The sequence below is a fragment of the Pelosinus baikalensis genome, from assembly GCF_020819555.1.
Lineage (GTDB): Bacteria > Bacillota > Negativicutes > DSM-13327 > DSM-13327 > Pelosinus > Pelosinus baikalensis.
The window spans coordinates 189,667-206,993 of the sequence record NZ_JAJHJB010000002.1 but is presented as its reverse complement, the minus strand read 5'-3'; the positions used below and the strand labels follow the sequence as shown (position 1 = coordinate 206,993).

The following is a 17,327-nucleotide window of genomic DNA, read 5'->3' as shown; positions in this document are numbered from 1 at the left end:
CCGCATCTGCGGCACACAAAGGGGAACACAAAAGATATAAATAAACCCTTTGTGTCCTTTGCGTCTTTGTGGTTCGCTTATGTCTTGGACGCGTCAGTGTTTTTGAGACTTTCAATAAATCGTCCGATGCGTTCCAGGGCTTCTGTAATATTTTTGGTAGAGGTAGCATAGGAACAGCGGACAAAGCCTTCGCCGCTTTCACCAAAGGCATCCCCTGGCACTAAGGCTACTTTTTCAGTCATGAGAAGTTGTTCGGCAAATTCTAAAGACGTTAGACCTGTCTTCTTAATAGAAGGGAAAATATAAAATGCTCCCTTGGGTTCAAAACAATCCAGGCCCATTTGGCGAAATCCATTGAAAATTAAACGACGGCGATAATTGTATTCTGATACCATGTGTTCTACGTTCTTTTCGCCGCTCTTTAGGGCTTCAATCGCTGCAATTTGCGCTGTGATGGGAGTACATAACATCGTATACTGATGGATTTTCGTCATGGCAGCAATGAAATCAACATTGGAAACTGCATAACCAATACGCCAGCCTGTCATGGCATAGGCTTTGGAAAAACCATTTAACACGATGGTGCGATCTCGCATGCCGGGTAAACTGGAGAAACAAGTATGAGTGCCATCATAGGTTAATTTGGCGTAGATCTCATCAGAAATAACAATGAGATCATGTTTTAGTGCAAAAGCAGCAATGCCTTCTAAGTCATCTCTGCTCATAATCGCACCGGTGGGATTATTGGGATAACCGATGAGTAATATTTTGGTACGAGGCGTCACATATTCTTCTAATTGCTCTGCCGTAATCCGAAATTCATTTTCTACATTGGTTGGTATAGTAATGGGAGTGCCGCCTGCTAATGTGACGCAGGATTTATAAGATACATAGCAGGGCTCAGGAACAAGGACTTCATCACCAGGGCCTAGCAGGGCCCGCATGGCCAAATCAAGACCTTCGCTAACCCCGACGGTTACAAGGACTTCTTGGCGGGGATCATAGGTTACCTGATAATCCTTATGTAGGGATTTGGCAATTTCTTCACGAAGCTCGAGCAGTCCATAATTGGAAGTGTAGGAAGTATAGCCGCGGTGCAAGCCGTGAATACAGCTTTCTCGTATATGCCATGGCGTGATAAAATCCGGCTCACCAACACCCAAGGAGATTACTCCTTTCATTTCGGCAGCGATGTCAAAGAAGCGACGGATGCCTGAAGGCGGAATGGCTTTAACGGTTGGCGCTATGCGATCAGACCAATTCATGGTGATACCACCAGCCTATGCTCTTCTTCTTCATCATTAATAATAACCCCGGCAAATTTATATTTTTTTAGCATAAAATGAGTTGTAGTGCTGACAACCCCATCGATTGTAGATAATTTGGTAGAAACAAAATCGGCTACTTCTTTTAGGCTGGTCCCTTCTACGGTAACCGATAAATCGTAACCTCCTGACATTAAATACAAGCTGCGTACTTCCGAATAACGATAAATGCGTTCAGCGATGGCATCAAAGCCTACTTCACGCTGAGGGGTAATTCTTACTTCAATTACAGCGGTGACATTATCCACGCCCGCCTTTTCCCAATCAATGATGGTTTGGTACTTTACAATGATTTTTTCATCTTGATATTTTTTTATCAGTGCGGCAATTTCCTCTGCAGGTTTATTTAGCATAATTGCCAATTGCTCCGGGGTTTGGGTATGGTCTTTTTCTAGACATTCTAAAAGTTCTTTCATCGAATGTTTCCTCCTTGCTATTTTAAAGAACACTGTATTTTTTAGAATACCACATATGCTGAAAAAAAGTACATGTATTTACAAAAATAATATGATGATTATTGAAAACAATGCGCTTATTTATGAAAAAAATAATGAACCGCGAAGGGATATTATGAACCACAAAGGCGCAATGCCGCTGTCCGCGGCACACAAAGGAGAAAAAGTATAAAAGAATCCCTTAGTGTCCTTTGCGTCTTTGTGGTTCAATTCGTTTTATTTGTTTTAAAGAATGCGTTAAGCATTTTCGTATTCGCTAATTCTTTTTTTTCCTTTTTTATAGTATAATTGGAAAGAAGTATGTATAGCATTTATGATGAATAGTTAATTAGAGGGGACATTTATGCGGAAGAACTGGGATTTATATTTTTTGGATATTGCATTTCAGGTAGCGGAGCGCAGTACTTGCTTAAGACGGCAGGTGGGCGCTGTGATCGTAAAAGATAAAAGAATCAAAGGGACTGGCTATAACGGCAGTCCGGCGGGGTTGCCTCATTGTCTTGATGATGGCTGCGCTATGCTGGATGGACATTGTATACGCTGCATTCACGCGGAGCCCAATGCCTTGCTGGAGTGCACTCCTGATGAAAGGCAAGGAGCTACTTTGTATTGTACTGATAGGCCCTGTCCTGAATGCCAGAAGCTCATCATTACTTCTGGTATTACAAAAGTAGTATATGGGAGAGATTATAATCCCCATACAGATTGGTTTGCACTATCTTCTATTGAAGTAGTATACATGCCAAAAGAGGAAATGTAATTTTATCCTAGGAGGAGCATTGTGATTGAGTCGATTTATCTGCCAAAGCTGAATAATCTAACTCCTACCTTAGATTCAACGCTGCTGAAGATTATGGAAGAAGCCGGTGAATTAGCCCGAGCAGTGCTGCACTTCTTGCCATATGAGAATATGCTGTCTGCTAAGGAGAATATTCCAGTAATCGCAGAAGAATTGTTAGAAGAAGTAGCAACCGAGTTATTAGATGTAGCGCAAACATGTGTTACCATGTTGTTTGTTATGGAAGAATCCTATGATGTAGAAGTGGATGCCTTAATTGATGAACATATTGGGAAATTGACACGTAAAGGATATTTGTTTGATCATACGCTTTTGTATAGTATTACAACGGTAGGTGCATTTAAGTATTTAAATTTACCTAGGCTCATTTTAGATGATGTGACCCTTTTAACGACGGTTTGCAAAATTCAAGAAGAAATAGGGGAATTTACGCAATTCTTGGGAAAACGATCAGGGGCATCAGGTGAAAAGCCAGACTTAGGAGTGCAGGCTGCCTTGTTAGGCTGTGCCTATGAGCTATTAGACGTGGCTCAATGTTGTTTTACCATGATGTATATTCTGGCAAAAAAATATCAGGTTAATATGGAAGAGCTATTAGCAGGACACATAGCCAAACTCAGGCGAAAGGGTTATTGCATGTGATTGAAGCAAATGAATTTCACTAAAGTAGAATCCGTTTGACAAGGGTATTAGCGTGATGTAAAATGGGATTGTTGCGTAGAAATGAGGTGCTAATTATGCAAACATATATTGTGGCGTTTACGATTGCTTTAGCGGTTGCTTACTTTGCAACACCGCGGGTAAAAGATTTTGCGATAAAAGTCGGAGCATTGGATGCTCCAGATGATCGAAAAGTGCATACTAAACCCATTCCCCGGATGGGTGGATTGGCTATTTATGCAGCCTTCGTGTTGGCTGTGTTAGCAAGTATGTACGTAAGTCGTGAGGTTATGGGGCTGCTAGTAGGCGGTACAGTCATTCTAATCGTAGGTATTATTGATGACTTAAAGCCATTGCCAGCGAGGGTGAAGCTGTTAGGTCAAATCATAGCAGCGGCTGTTCTGGTCATGTTCGACATTAAGATTGAGTGGCTAACCAATCCTTTTGGCGAAATGATTTATGTAGAGTACTTGGCAATACCACTGACGATTTTGTGGGTGGTTGGCTTAACTAATACAGTTAACTTGATTGATGGATTGGACGGATTGGCGGCAGGAGTATCTACCATTGCGTCAGTTACGATTCTGTTAGTGGCGTTGCAGCAAAATTTCTGGACTGTGGCTGTGTTAACAGCAGCGTTAGCTGGGAGTGCATTGGGCTTTTTACAGCATAATTTCAATCCAGCGAAAATATTTATGGGTGATACAGGAAGTATGTTTTTAGGATATATGTTAGCTGCGATATCCATTCTCGGTACTGTGAAAAGTGCGGCTACCATTGCTTTGATTGTACCGATTGTAGCTTTAGGTTTGCCGATTTTGGATACGGCTTTTGCAATTATTCGCCGTTACATGAGTGGACGTCCTATTTTTAAACCCGATAAAGGGCATTTGCATCATCGATTATTAGAGATGGGGCTTACGCAAAAGCAAGCCGTATTATTAATGTATGTTATGAGCGGCTGTTTAGGTTTGAGTGCCATTGCCTTAACCGAGGTGAATAAATCCTTTGGGGCGCTTATTATTGTTGTTTTGCTGGGTATTGCCTTTGTTGGTGCGAAAAAAATAGGTGTCCTAAAGGCAACGAAGTCAATTGAAAGTCACTGAGGATACATTTTGGGCGGGCATTATGCCTGCTCATTTTTATTCTATATCTAATTTAAAAGTGCTTAAACTCGAAGAAATGTTTTGTTTATGTTCTATTCTTTGTATCTGCGTTTAAAATATTTTTCAAGTGGATTAAAGGGGGAGTATGTATATGTCACGTATTAAAGTAATGACCGTATTTGGGACAAGGCCAGAAGCAATTAAAATGGCTCCGGTTATTTTAGAACTCAACAAGCATTCAGAACATATTATACCGATTGTAGCAGTTACTGCCCAACATAGAGAGATGTTAGACCAAGTACTACAATTATTTCACATTGTGCCAGACTATGATCTGGATATTATGTCTCAAGGACAAACCTTATTTGATATCACTTCCAGGGCTATGTATGGGCTAAATGAAGTGCTAAGTAAGGAAAAGCCTGACATTGTTTTGGTGCATGGAGATACAACCACTACTTTTGCGGGAGCATTGGCTGCATTTTACCACCAAACAGCTGTTGGTCATGTAGAGGCTGGTCTTAGGACTCATAATAAATATTCACCATTCCCTGAGGAAATGAATCGTAAATTAACAGGTTCCTTGACCGATATCCATTTTGCTCCAACAAAAACGGCAAAAGAAAATTTAATAAGAGAAGCAATAACAGCCGATGCTACTTTTGTTACGGGTAATACTGTAATTGATGCGCTGCTGACGACTGTGGACAAAAACTATCGATTTGCCGAGGAAGTCTTGGCGAATATCGATTATACAAAAAAACGGGTTATTTTAGTAACGACTCATCGACGTGAAAATTTAGGGGAGCCCATGAGGCATGTATACCAAGCCTTACGAGATATTGTGACAGAGTTTGAAGATGTGGAAGTTGTTTTTCCAGTCCATAAAAATCCTCTTGTACGGGATGTTGTCAATAGCGAATTAGGCGGTATTGAAAGGGTGAAATTAATTGATCCTCTAGAGTATCAGCCATTCGCCAACTTATTGGCTCGTTCATACCTTGTTCTCACTGATTCCGGCGGTGTGCAGGAAGAAGCTCCTGCCTTAGGAAAACCTGTGTTGGTATTGCGGGATAATACAGAACGCCCAGAAGCGATTGAAGCCGGAACTGTAAAGTTGATTGGTACGAATAAAGATAGAGTGTATCAAGAGACACGATTATTACTAGCTGATTCGGGGGAATATGATCGTATGGCAAATGCTTGCAATCCTTATGGCGATGGACAAGCTTCCAGACGAATTGTAGAAACGATTTTATGGAAATATGGCTTTTTCCAAGAAAAACCAAGTCAGTTTGGTGATTCTTGCGATCTTAGGATAAAAAAAGATTGATACAGGTGAAGACTACTCTTTTTGAGTTCTAGGAACGCCTATTTGCCGGATTTGTGGCTCTGAGGCTCCCACTAAAAAGAAGGGAATCTTAGAGCTGTTTATTTATTACATTAGATTGGAATATGCTTGTGTAAAAAAGACAAAAAAAAGGGCAAGAAAATGCCATTGTATACATAGATAATGGCAGGAGTTTCCTGGTGGCTGTCGAAAATTAAACTATTAGAAAAAATGACTCGAATCATTTTATCATGTAAGGATGTTTTTGATGATTTTTTAATACTGGTTTCCCAATCGTAAAACTTATAGTTGCAGGTCAATTCGAGCAATACTAACAATTATGAATGAAAAGATTATATAGAGGTAGATGCCATGCGAAAAGATAAGAACACATTGTTAAGTGCATTTAATACAGCGGCATCCATTGGTTTTTATTTTGTATCCTCTGTAGCAGCAGGCATATTGTTAGGCAGGTTTGTAGATGGGTATTTTTCTATTGCTCCTTGGGGAACTGTGTGGGGCATTGTGCTCGGTATGATAGCGGGAATGTGGTCCATATATAAGAAAGTGGTGGGAGGAAAATAGAGAGTAATTCATTACTTTCTGGATCGATATGCAGGAATATGTTGTAGAAATTAAAAAGACAATCATGCAAATGTTAGTATGGGGTAGTTTGATCTGTGCTGCGGCTTATTTTACAGGACATTCTGAAAAAATAGCCGGACTCATTATTGGAATTTTCACTAGTGCGATTTATTTTTTATTAATGGGGTATCGTATAAAGAAAAGTGCTGAAATGCCTGTAAATCAGGCGTTACTATATACAAAAATAGGTTGGCTCATACGGTTGAGTTTTATTGTTGCGATGCTGTTATTGTCAATAAAACTGCCAGGAATTGATTTTTGGTCAGCAGTATTTGGCTTATTTAGTCTGCAGATTGTTTTGTTCTTACAAGCTGTAGTGCTTGTAACAAAAAGGTTTTTCGTAAAATCATAGTTGCATAGACGCAATTTAGCGTTTTAGCATATTGTACTAACAAGAAAGGAGGGAGGATATGGAACACGGTCATGAAATTGGAAGTCATCCCTTAGCCCATTTTGCAGGTTTGACCTTTAATATGGATACGCTAATCATGACTTGGATTACGATGGCAATTGTCATTGTACTGGCGATAGCCGCAACCAGGAGAATTGAACTTCGGCCGCGAGGCTGGCAGAATTTCTTAGAAATGGCTGTCGTTTATTTACTGGAACAAGTGGAGACAAACATGGGACCAAAAGGTCAAAAACTAGCTCCGCTCATTATCACACTATTTTTATTCTTAGTAGTAGGTAATGAACTCGGACTAGTACCGGGTTTTACATCGCCAACCAATGATATTAATACGACACTAGGATTAGCATTAATGATTGTTGCAATCGTTCATGTTCTAGGAATCAAAAACAAAGGGTTTACAAGGTATATCAAACATTTTTTTGAGCCCTATATACCTTTTGTAGTGATTAATATTATTGAAGAGGTTGCCAAGCCAATTACATTATCATTTCGTTTATTCGGTAATATTTTGGCTGGAGAAATTCTATTACTGGTATTAGGCATGCTGGTACCTTATTTTGTACCTACGTTATGGCTGGCTTTTAGTGTGTTTGTTGGTATTGTACAAGCATTTATCTTTACCATGTTGTCAATATCCTATCTTTCAAACTCAATGCAAGACGGTCATTAGGTAAGGCGTAAAGATTGTGAATACAGATGATAATCAAATAAATTAAAAAGATATTTAAGGAGGAATTTATTGTGGAACATGCAATTATCGTGGCTGCTTCCGTTTTAGGGGCAGGATTTGCCATTGGTTTGGCTGCAATTGGTGCTGGTATTGGTGATGGTGCTGTAACGGCAAAGGCGATTGAGGGGATGGCTAGGCAGCCAGAAGCCAAAGGTACAATTTTGGTTAATATGTTGATTTCAGTAGGTTTGATCGAATCGATTCCAATTATTGCTGCTGTAATTGCCATTGTATTGGTATTTGCGAATCCGTTTATAAAATAAGGTTTTTTATATAAGGTTGCTGGCTTGAAAAGTTCTTGCCAGTGTCTCCTTTATACCGATCAAAGAGGAGGTGCTTTCATTGGTTGAATTGAATGGGACGCTACTAGCGCAAATTGTGAATTTCCTGCTTTTAGTTGTCATCCTTGCTAAATTTGCCTATAAACCGTTAATGCAAGGCTTGGCAGATCGTCAACAAAAAATTGCGGATGCGATTGATACCGCAGAACGTGACAGACGAGAAGCTGAACAACTAAAACTAGAATATAAGCAGCATTTGGTAGAAGCGCGAGCTAAAGCACAAGCAATTGTGGAAACCGCTGAGAAATTGGCAGAAGAAAATAAAGAAGAAATTTTAAAATCTGCACGAGCAGAAAGCGCTCATATCTTGCAAAAAGCCCAAGAAGAAGTGATGCGAGAACGTGAGTTAGCTCTAGCACAGCTTCGCAGTGAAGTGGTAGCTATGTCTATGGCAGCTGCAACTAAAATTGTAAAAGAAAAAATGGATACCGAATTAAACGCTAGCATTGTGTCTGATTTTATTGAAAAACTCGATGAACAGAAAATAGGTGGTCTGCCATGCTAGCCAATCAGTTAGCCGTAAAATATGCTCAGGCCCTTTATGAATTGGCCGCTGAAAAAGATATGCTGGATATAACGGAACAAGAGCTGCATTTTGTAGAAAGTACAATTGCCTCTTATGACGACCTATCGACATTGATGTATCATCCCCAGGTACTGGCCCAAGTGAAAAAAGAAACCATTCATAAAGTTTTTGGACAAGACATTCATGATTTTGTCCTTAACTTTTTATTGTTACTGGTGGACAAACGACGGGAAAGCATTTTACCAGCAATTATTTATGAATATGTAAAACTGGCAAATCAGGCTCGCAATATTGTGGAGGCTGAAGTAACTACAGCCTTACCTCTAGATGAAGGCCAGCATACAGCACTTGTAAATAAATTAAGTTTGGTAACGGGCAAAACAATCGTATTGAAAACACAAATTAATCAAGGGATTATTGGAGGAATCATTGTCAAGATTGGCGATAAGCTCATCGATGGCAGTGTGGTTCGTCAATTAGCGACATTGAAAAAAGCGCTTTTAAATAATGAAGTGACGGGGATTGAGGTGACAGACTAAATATGAAAATCAGGCCAGAAGAAATAACTGCGATTATTAAGCAGCAGATTGAAAATTATAAAGTAGACCTTAATGTCGATGATATTGGTACTGTTATTGAGGTTGGAGATGGTATTGCTCGTATTCATGGTCTCGCCAAAGCGATGGCAGGTGAATTATTAGAGTTTCCTCATGAAGTATATGGCATGGTACTGAATCTTGAAGAAGACAATGTAGGTGCGGTTTTACTAGGGGGAGAAACCTTAATTAAAGAAGGCGATACTGTACGTCGTACAGGTCGTATCATGCAGGTTCCTGTTGGCGAAGCAATGGTTGGACGAGTCGTCAATGCACTCGGTCAGCCCATTGATGGAAAAGGTCCCATACAGACAACGGAGTTTCGCCCCGTTGAATTTTTGGCTCCAGGTATTGCAGCTCGTCAATCCGTTAAGCAGCCCCTGCAAACCGGTATCAAGGCTATTGACTCGATGGTTCCCATTGGTCGCGGACAGCGTGAGCTGATTATTGGAGACCGTGGTACCGGGAAAACAGCCATTGCCGTTGACACAATTCTGAACCAAAAAGGGCAGGATGTAATTTGCATCTATGTGGCAATTGGGCAAAAAGCATCTACGGTAGCTCGTGTAGTGCATACCCTAGAAGAAAGCGGCGCTATGGCTTACTCCATTGTTGTTGTTGCCTCGGCATCCGACAGTGCGCCATTGCAGTACATAGCCCCTTATGCTGGTGTCGCCATCGGTGAGTACTTTATGTACAAAGGTGGTCATGTACTTTGCGTATATGATGACTTATCCAAGCATGCGGTAGCCTATCGTGCCATGTCATTATTACTGCGTCGTCCTCCAGGACGTGAAGCGTATCCGGGTGATGTTTTCTACTTGCATTCTCGCTTGTTGGAGCGGGCAGCTAAGCTATCTGATGAATTAGGCGGTGGTTCCATTACCGCATTGCCAATCATTGAGACATTGGCAGGCGACGTATCCGCATACATCCCCACCAATGTAATTTCCATTACGGATGGTCAGATCTTCCTGGAAAGTGAAATGTTCTACGCGGGTGTCAGACCGGCGATTAATGCTGGCTTGTCAGTATCCCGGGTAGGGGGTTCTGCTCAAATTAAAGCTATGAAACAAGTCGCAGGACGTTTGCGTCTTGATTTGGCACAATATCGGGAATTGGCAGCCTTTGCTCAGTTTGGTTCTGATCTTGATAAAGACACCAAAGCTTCTTTAGATAGAGGACAACGTACCATTGAAGTATTAAAACAGCCTCAATACTCTCCGATAGTGGTGGAAGAACAAGTCATGATTATTTATACGGCCATTAATGGCTATATCGATGATGTTCCTGTGGCGGATGTGGCTAAGTTTGAGCGTGATTTTATCAAGTTCTTACGATCTAACCATCCTGCTATTGGAGAAACCATCAGGGAATCAAAAGTTCTGTCTACCGATACGGAAAATGCGCTAAAAGAAGCGATTAAAGAGTTTAAAGAAACATTTCTTACTGATGATAAAACGGCGAGGTGATGTAAATGCCTAATGCACAGGATATACGCCGCCGTATAAAAAGCGTAAAAAATATTGAACAAATTACCAAGGCTATGAAAATGGTGGCGGCCGCAAGGTTGCGCAGGGCCCAAGAAAAAGCTGCTGCAAGTCTTCCTTATACACAAAAAGTACGAGAAGTGCTGGCAAGCGTAGCTAGTCATGCAAGTGATCTTTCTCATCCTTTGCTGGAAGTAAGAGAAGTCAAAAACATTGCTTACTTAGTGCTAAGCGCTGATAAGGGATTAGCAGGTGCCTATTCTTCTAATGTGATCAAAGAAGTGTTGCCCCGTATTGCAGGTAAGGCAAACAGCAGTGTGATTACCGTTGGGCGTAAGGCCAGAGATTATTTTAAACGACGCGGCTATCGCATCGATGAAGAATTTACCGGCTTTTCGGAAAAACCTACCCTGCAGCATGCGATCAACATCGCCAGATCTGTAGGGGAAGGGTTTAAAAGCGGCAGATATGATGAGATCCATTTGGTCTACACCGTATTTCATTCTGCGATTACCCAAAAGGCTACCAGTGTAAAGCTTTTGCCCATTGAAGATGTGGCGGCATCGGATGCGGATGCCAATCCTTCAGACTACATTTTTGAGCCTTCAGCGGAAGAAGTTCTGAATCACTTAGTTCCTCAATATTTAGAAACGACGATTTATGGGGCATTGCTTCAGGCATCCGCTAGTGAGCTGGGAGCTCGCATGACAGCCATGGGTTCTGCCACTGATAATGCAGAAGAATTAATTGCAAAATTGATTTTAAATTATAATAAGATTCGTCAGGCTACCATTACTCGGGAAATTTCCGAGATCGTGGGCGGCGCCGAAGCGTTGAAGTAAAAAGAAAAGGAGGGGGAACCCTTTGAGTACAGGTAAAGTGATACAGGTTATTGGACCTGTTGTTGATATTGAATTCCCTCCGGAGCAGCTACCTGCCATCTATAACTCTGTTAAAATCGCAGATACGTCTACAGACGTAGAAGTCAGCCTAACGGTAGAGGTTATGCAGCATCTTGGAGACAATCTTGTTCGCTGCGTTGCTATGTCTTCTACAGATGGTTTGACTCGCGGTATGCAAGCGATAGATACTGGCGCCCCAATTAAAATTCCTGTGGGTAAAAGTACGCTGGGCCGGGTATTTAATGTACTAGGTAATACAGTAGACAATAATGAAGCCCCGGTAGAAGCGGAAGATCATTGGCCCATTCATCGTCCAGCACCAAGTTTCGAAGAGCAAGAGACATCAACACAAATTCTGGAAACGGGTATTAAAGTCGTAGACTTGATCGCTCCTTATTCCCGGGGTGGTAAAATTGGCTTGTTTGGTGGCGCGGGTGTAGGAAAGACCGTACTGATCATGGAGCTTATTCGCAACATTGCCACGGAACATGGCGGGTACTCTGTATTTGCGGGCGTAGGTGAACGTACCCGTGAAGGGAATGATCTTTGGGTAGAAATGCAAGAGTCTGGTGTTATTGAAAAAACCGCATTGGTATATGGACAGATGAATGAACCGCCAGGAGCCAGAATGCGGGTTGCTTTAACAGGTCTTACTATGGCAGAATATTTTCGTGATGTAGGTGGTCAGGATGTATTGTTCTTCGTGGATAATATTTTCCGCTTTATTCAAGCCGGTTCAGAAGTTTCTGCATTGTTAGGACGTATGCCGTCAGCAGTAGGCTATCAGCCAACATTGGCGACAGATGTAGGGGCATTACAAGAACGTATTACCTCCACGAAAAAAGGTTCGATTACTTCCGTACAAGCCGTATATGTACCTGCAGATGACTTGACAGATCCAGCTCCTGCGGCAACTTTTGCCCATCTGGATGCTACGACTGTACTATCCAGACAAATTTCGGAGCTTGGTATTTATCCTGCAGTGGATCCCTTAGATTCCACATCCCGAATTGTTGATCCTAACATTATTGGGGAAGAGCATTATCATGTGGCTCGGGGTGTGCAGGAAGTGCTGCAGCGCTATAAAGAATTACAGGATATTATCGCCATCTTGGGTATGGAAGAATTATCGGATGAAGACAAACTTACCGTATCCAGAGCACGTAAAATACAACGTTTCTTAAGTCAGCCTTTCTTTGTGGCAGAAGCTTTCACGGGTACGCCAGGTAAATACGTGCCATTAAAAGAAACCATTCGAGGCTTTAAAGAAATTTTAAGCGGCAAATACGATGCTTTGCCGGAAAGCGCCTTCTATATGGTTGGTTCCATTGATGAAGTGGTGGAAAAGGCACGGACAATGAAAGGGGAATAATAAATGGCGAAAACAATTCGGCTGGATATTGTTACCCCAGAGAAAATGGCTTTTTCTGCTGAGGTTAGTATGGTGATTGCTCGGACGACAGCTGGGGATGTTGGTATTCTTCCAGGGCATGCTCCCCTGATTGCTGCATTGGCGATCTGGCCTCTTCGCATCATTACAGATGGTGAAGAGATACCAATATCCATGTGTGGTGGCTTTATTGAGGTGCAGCCTGAAAAAATTACGATATTAGCAAATTGTGCGGAGCTTCCAGAGGAAATTGATGTTGAGCGGGCCGAAACGGCCAAAGCACGTGCGGAGAGTCGTTTGCGTGATAGTAACTCAGATGTTGCTAGAGCGGAAGTCGCCCTCAAAAGAGCTATGGTTCGCTTGCGGGTTGCAGAGCATAATAAACATAAAATGTAAATCAAATACAAAAAGCAGACTGGGTAGTGAATGATACTCAGTCTGCTTTTTGTATATCCCATCGAACAAGTGGCAAGAATAGGCATATAGAGTAAAAGATAACCTGCTTTTAAAGGATGGGAAGAATGAATACTATTTTTAGATTGGGAGTAATAATCGGATGTTTATTGCTAGTCTTATTTGCTGCCATAGGATATGCGCCTGCTGCCTCGTCAGAACCATTACCTGCCGCCATGAAAGCAACTGGCGCACAATTGGAGGAATACAGCATAAATGCATGGGTGAAATTGCCGCAAGATCATTACAGCGATGAGGAATTGCAAACGGTAGTAGTGCAAGTTATGGAGCAATTAGCAATGGACTCTAAAAGCGATGAGATAATTCATCAGCAAAGAAATAAAAATCGGATTGTAAAGGCGGAGCGCATTAGATCCGGCGATCATGTTGTTGTAATGGCTCAAGTTGTTCCCAACCAGAAAAATAGCGCAAGAGAAGAAGCATATCTAGTGATTAATATGGAGTTATTGACCAAAGAATATACCTCTATTATCCTCTTACAAGAAAAAATAAATAGGATTGTAAAAAAATTTGGTGATTCACCAAGGATTAGCACTTGCTTGATTGGCTGGCTTGATGGTAAACTAATGGATGGAGAGTCAGAGAGTATCTTAAAAAGTGCTTTCTTGGCAATCGATGGTGCCATTGTTGATCAACTCCAGCAAGAACAGTATGTAAGTGTTACTGGTTTTTCTTCTGCAATTCAGGAGTATCTGCAAGTTGGCGGCAAAAAAATCAATATAAATATTGCAATTCGCTATAGTCAGTATGATAATCGTACCTATGTGATTGTCGGGTCGCCGATTATTACTCGGGAATACTAATTTGTGAAATTGAACTTTTTCTACAATCTATTTTAGTAGTGTTTTTGGGAGGATATAACCTTATGGAGAAATTAGTTATCCGCGGAGGTAACAAATTATACGGAACCATTAAAATTAGTGGAGCAAAGAATGCAGTGCTGCCCCTTATAGCGGCAACATTACTTGGGACATCACCAAGCACTCTTGAAGGCATACCTGATTTGGAAGACGTGCGTACTTTTACCCAAGTGCTTAAGCACTTAGGGGTAGCAACGCAGTATAATAAAGCAGAACAAACGATGTTTGTAGATAGTACAATTATTAGCAGTTGTGAAGCACCTTATGAATTGGTGCGAAAAATGCGTGCTTCTTTTACGATTATGGGTCCACTGTTGGCTCGTTATGGGCATACTAAAATCTCTCAGCCTGGTGGTTGTGCAATAGGTACACGTCCAATTGATTTGCATCTAAAAGGATTAGAAGCCTTAGGAGCTAAAATTGATATTGGGCATGGTTATATTGAAGCCACAGCACCTAACGGCTTAATTGGTGCTAGAATTTATTTGGATTTTCCTAGCGTTGGTGCTACCGAAAATATTATGATGGCAGCCAGTATGGCGAAAGGGCAGACTATTTTAGAAAATCCTGCCCAAGAACCAGAAATTGTTGATTTGGCTAATTATCTAAATACCATGGGTGCACGTATTCGTGGTGCTGGTACAAATGTAATCAAGATTGAAGGTGTACCTGAATTAACCGGCAAAACCTATGAAGTTATTCCTGATCGTATCGAAGCTGGTACTTATATGGTAGCAGCAGCCATGACTGGTGGTGACTTATATGTTGAGAATGCTTTACCTGAACATTTGAAGCCAGTGATTGCGAAATTAAAGGAAGCTGGTGTAACCATTGAAGAAGATATAAATGGTATACGCGTTAAAAGTGATGGCAAGCTGCGAGCCATTGATATCAAAACCTTGCCATATCCTGGTTTTCCTACAGACATGCAAGCTCAATTTATGGCAATGACGACAGTATCTCAAGGGACAAGCGTAGTGAGTGAAACTGTATTTGAGAATCGTTTTATGCATGTAGATGAACTAAAACGCATGGGGGCCAATATCAAAATTGATGGGCGAAGTGCAGTAGTCGAGGGAGTAGCGGCATTAACTGGCTGTCCAGTGAAAGCGACAGACCTTAGAGCCGGAGCTGCTTTAGTATTAGCAGGTTTAGTGGCTGAGGGGGAAACAGAAGTGGGATATCTTCATCACATTGACCGTGGCTACGATGGTCTAGTAGAAAAATTATGCGGTGTTGGCGCCGATATCAAACGTGTTGGTACAGCAGAACCTAAAAAATAAATAAACAAATTTAAAACTGGTGAGACATTGTCTTGCCAGTTTTTTTAGAAAAAACTTTTAATTCTCCATATTCTTGTTCCCAAGGATGCGTTAATGATTTGGTTCCCAGTCATACTTACCCCAGGCTTGGCATAGGATGTAGTACTTATGTAGAGCAGGAGGAGGGGCATGTGTGAAGAAAGTACTAGCATGGACGGTTTTGTTGGTGCTGGTGTTGGTGATTGTTATTCCGATTCTAGTGATAGGCGGTTTTCACGGAGAGCCAAGGCAGGGTGGGAGTGCTAAAATGGCAAAAGGCGATCATATCATCATCAAAGTTTATTTTCATGAACAGCAGAAAATCGTTGAAATGAAGTTAGAAGAGTATTTAAAAGGTGTAGTAGCGGCAGAAATGCCTGCTGAATTTGAACTGGAAGCTTTGAAAGCCCAGGCAGTAGCAGCGCGGACTTATGCTGTGAAAAATATGACAGCCTTTGGCGGCAGTGGCCTGGCAGAACAGCCTGGTGCTGATGTGAGTACCGATTACAAGCAAGGTCAGGCATGGATAAATGAAGAGGCGCTAAAGAAACGCTGGGGGAGTAACTATGAAAAATTCTGGGATAAAATTAGCCAGGCAGTTGAGGAAACAAGTGGTGAAGTAGCTACTTATAATGGGGAATTCATTCAGGCGGTATATCATTCTACCAGTGGGGAAAAGACAGCAAGTGCAAAAGAGGTATGGGGGTTTGATTATCCTTACTTACAAAGTGTACCCTGTACATGGGATCATAAATCTCCCCGATATTATGATAAAAAAGAATTTTCTTTTGCTCAGGTGGAACAACTATTAGGTCCAGAAACGCAAGTCGTAGCTGCTATGCAAAATAATAGCAGTGGAGCTATGGCTATTTTGAATACCACTGAATCTGGGCGAGTAGGCCAAATTCGCATTGGCAGCAAAGTATTCTCTGGGGCAGAGGTAAGGGAAAAACTGGATTTGCGCTCTAATAATTTTAATGTAGAGCTAAAAGACAATAAGATCGTTGTCAACACAATCGGTTATGGGCATGGTGTGGGTTTATGCCAATATGGAGCCAATGGTATGGCGAAAGAAGGCATGGATTATCGGCAAATTATTACGAAATACTATACTGGCGTGGCTCTTAAGAATATAAACGCCTACTAATAGGAGACTGTTTAAAAAAATTTTTTATCGGACATACTGAGTATGAGGTGATAGTATGTCAAAATTAAAAATTCCTGCCTTATCTTTTATCACGCTGCATTTAAAAAAAATAAATACAAGTTTATACAGACGACGTTTTTATCGAGAGCAGATCCCCTTTAAAAGCCTGTATACTGGTGCATGCTTGTTGATGCTGGCAAGTGTATTAGTAGCAGCTGTGTTTATAACTATACATAAGAAAGAGCAAAATATTGTTATCATTCCCCAGCAGGATCAGGAAGAACAAGTTTCTGCTCCTACTGGGGTATTGATCGTAGACAAGAAAGCAGATTTACCTCAAGAAGCAGCTTCGGCATCCGCGCCAGTGGCAAAAGGCCAGCTATCTACAGGGGATTCAGAACGTTTTCTAGGAGTAAAAGGTGAGATAAAAGTAAAGTTCGGCTGGTATTTACATCCATTGTATAACGATTGGCGTTATCATACAGGAATTGATGTAATGGGACGTAAGGGACAGAGCGTATCGGCCATACATAATGGGCAGGTAACTGAAATATTCCAAGATGCAAATAGTGGATTGACCGTAGTGGTAAAACATAATAATTATCAAGTGTACTATGGATCTCTTTTGAAGGTTGCCGTTGAAAAAGGAGACTTTATTCGAGCAGAACAAGAGATTGGCAAAATCGGCAGCTGTGATGCCGAACCATATGATCATTTACACTTAGCAATCAAAGAAAATGATGACTATGTAGATCCTTTACTGATAATAAACAAAGACTAAGATTCTTATGGGCGTAATGTGACGCCAGTAGTATCAGTTCGTAAATGACAAGCGAAT

General features: G+C 41.3%; 20 protein-coding genes. 18 read left to right on the top strand and 2 right to left on the bottom strand.

Going from position 1 to position 17,327, the window contains the following annotated elements; all coding sequences use genetic code 11:
* Positions 1 to 77 precede the first annotated feature (77 nt).
* The gene (locus tag LMF89_RS02460) at positions 78 to 1,265 is read right to left on the bottom strand and encodes an aminotransferase class I/II-fold pyridoxal phosphate-dependent enzyme (protein ID WP_229533742.1); all 1,188 of its coding nucleotides are present in this window, start codon (positions 1,263 to 1,265) and stop codon (positions 78 to 80) included.
* Positions 1,262 to 1,741 (bottom strand): Lrp/AsnC family transcriptional regulator, encoded by a 480-nt coding sequence (locus LMF89_RS02455; protein ID WP_229533741.1) that lies wholly within the window; start codon positions 1,739 to 1,741, stop codon positions 1,262 to 1,264. The genes LMF89_RS02460 and LMF89_RS02455 overlap by 4 nt, the downstream gene beginning before the upstream one ends.
* Positions 1,742 to 2,123: 382 nt before the next feature.
* Here LMF89_RS02455 and LMF89_RS02450 point away from each other — a divergent pair, with 382 nt between their 5' ends.
* The 18 genes from LMF89_RS02450 to LMF89_RS02365 all read left to right on the top strand — a co-directional run bounded on the left by LMF89_RS02450 (position 2,124) and on the right by LMF89_RS02365 (position 17,270).
* Positions 2,124 to 2,540 carry a deoxycytidylate deaminase gene (locus tag LMF89_RS02450; protein ID WP_229533740.1) on the top strand — a complete coding sequence of 139 codons (417 nt, stop codon included), beginning with the start codon at positions 2,124 to 2,126 and terminating at the stop codon, positions 2,538 to 2,540.
* A 21-nt stretch (positions 2,541 to 2,561) separates the two neighbouring features.
* Positions 2,562 to 3,221: a nucleoside triphosphate pyrophosphohydrolase family protein gene (locus LMF89_RS02445; protein ID WP_229533739.1), complete on the top strand. Its 660-nt coding sequence runs from the start codon at positions 2,562 to 2,564 to the stop codon at positions 3,219 to 3,221.
* Positions 3,222 to 3,316: 95 nt separating this feature from the next.
* Positions 3,317 to 4,345, top strand: a complete 1,029-nt coding sequence (locus LMF89_RS02440; protein ID WP_007958856.1) for a glycosyltransferase family 4 protein — start codon at positions 3,317 to 3,319, stop codon at positions 4,343 to 4,345.
* A gap of 151 nt (positions 4,346 to 4,496) precedes the next feature.
* Entirely contained in the window at positions 4,497 to 5,678 is a 1,182-nt protein-coding gene (gene wecB / locus LMF89_RS02435; protein ID WP_229533738.1) for a non-hydrolyzing UDP-N-acetylglucosamine 2-epimerase, read from the top strand.
* Between the two features lie 369 nt (positions 5,679 to 6,047).
* Entirely contained in the window at positions 6,048 to 6,260 is a 213-nt protein-coding gene (locus tag LMF89_RS02430) for an AtpZ/AtpI family protein (RefSeq protein ID WP_229533737.1), read from the top strand.
* A gap of 28 nt (positions 6,261 to 6,288) precedes the next feature.
* Positions 6,289 to 6,672 (top strand): ATP synthase subunit I, encoded by a 384-nt coding sequence (locus tag LMF89_RS02425; RefSeq protein WP_229533736.1) that lies wholly within the window; start codon positions 6,289 to 6,291, stop codon positions 6,670 to 6,672.
* 58 nt (positions 6,673 to 6,730) lie between these two features.
* The gene (atpB, locus tag LMF89_RS02420; protein ID WP_007958863.1) at positions 6,731 to 7,402 is read left to right on the top strand and encodes a F0F1 ATP synthase subunit A; all 672 of its coding nucleotides are present in this window, start codon (positions 6,731 to 6,733) and stop codon (positions 7,400 to 7,402) included.
* Positions 7,403 to 7,473: 71 nt separating this feature from the next.
* Positions 7,474 to 7,725, top strand: a complete 252-nt coding sequence (atpE, locus tag LMF89_RS02415) for a F0F1 ATP synthase subunit C (protein WP_007958865.1) — start codon at positions 7,474 to 7,476, stop codon at positions 7,723 to 7,725.
* A 79-nt stretch (positions 7,726 to 7,804) separates the two neighbouring features.
* A complete protein-coding gene (gene atpF, locus LMF89_RS02410; RefSeq protein WP_229533735.1) occupies positions 7,805 to 8,308 on the top strand; it encodes a F0F1 ATP synthase subunit B in 504 nt (167 codons plus the stop codon).
* Positions 8,302 to 8,868 (top strand): F0F1 ATP synthase subunit delta, encoded by a 567-nt coding sequence (locus LMF89_RS02405; protein ID WP_229533734.1) that lies wholly within the window; start codon positions 8,302 to 8,304, stop codon positions 8,866 to 8,868. Before atpF ends, LMF89_RS02405 begins: the two co-directional genes overlap by 7 nt.
* 2 nt (positions 8,869 to 8,870) lie before the next feature.
* Positions 8,871 to 10,397, top strand: coding sequence for a F0F1 ATP synthase subunit alpha (gene atpA / locus LMF89_RS02400; protein ID WP_229533733.1), 1,527 nt, complete (start codon positions 8,871 to 8,873; stop codon positions 10,395 to 10,397).
* Positions 10,398 to 10,402: 5 nt separating this feature from the next.
* The gene (gene atpG / locus LMF89_RS02395) at positions 10,403 to 11,257 is read left to right on the top strand and encodes an ATP synthase F1 subunit gamma (protein WP_007958873.1); all 855 of its coding nucleotides are present in this window, start codon (positions 10,403 to 10,405) and stop codon (positions 11,255 to 11,257) included.
* Positions 11,258 to 11,279: 22 nt separating this feature from the next.
* Positions 11,280 to 12,689, top strand: a complete 1,410-nt coding sequence (atpD, locus tag LMF89_RS02390; RefSeq protein ID WP_229533732.1) for a F0F1 ATP synthase subunit beta — start codon at positions 11,280 to 11,282, stop codon at positions 12,687 to 12,689.
* A 3-nt stretch (positions 12,690 to 12,692) separates the two neighbouring features.
* Complete coding sequence (locus tag LMF89_RS02385; protein WP_229533731.1) at positions 12,693 to 13,103, top strand: F0F1 ATP synthase subunit epsilon; 411 nt, start codon at positions 12,693 to 12,695, stop codon at positions 13,101 to 13,103.
* A 125-nt stretch (positions 13,104 to 13,228) separates the two neighbouring features.
* Entirely contained in the window at positions 13,229 to 13,984 is a 756-nt protein-coding gene (locus tag LMF89_RS02380; protein ID WP_229533730.1) for a YwmB family TATA-box binding protein, read from the top strand.
* 62 nt (positions 13,985 to 14,046) lie between these two features.
* Positions 14,047 to 15,324: a UDP-N-acetylglucosamine 1-carboxyvinyltransferase gene (gene murA / locus LMF89_RS02375; protein WP_229533729.1), complete on the top strand. Its 1,278-nt coding sequence runs from the start codon at positions 14,047 to 14,049 to the stop codon at positions 15,322 to 15,324.
* 172 nt (positions 15,325 to 15,496) lie between these two features.
* On the top strand, positions 15,497 to 16,489 hold the full coding sequence (gene spoIID / locus LMF89_RS02370; protein WP_229533728.1) for a stage II sporulation protein D: 993 nt from the start codon (positions 15,497 to 15,499) through the stop codon (positions 16,487 to 16,489).
* Between the two features lie 55 nt (positions 16,490 to 16,544).
* Positions 16,545 to 17,270 (top strand): M23 family metallopeptidase, encoded by a 726-nt coding sequence (locus tag LMF89_RS02365; protein ID WP_229533727.1) that lies wholly within the window; start codon positions 16,545 to 16,547, stop codon positions 17,268 to 17,270.
* The last annotated feature ends 57 nt before the right edge of the window (positions 17,271 to 17,327 follow it).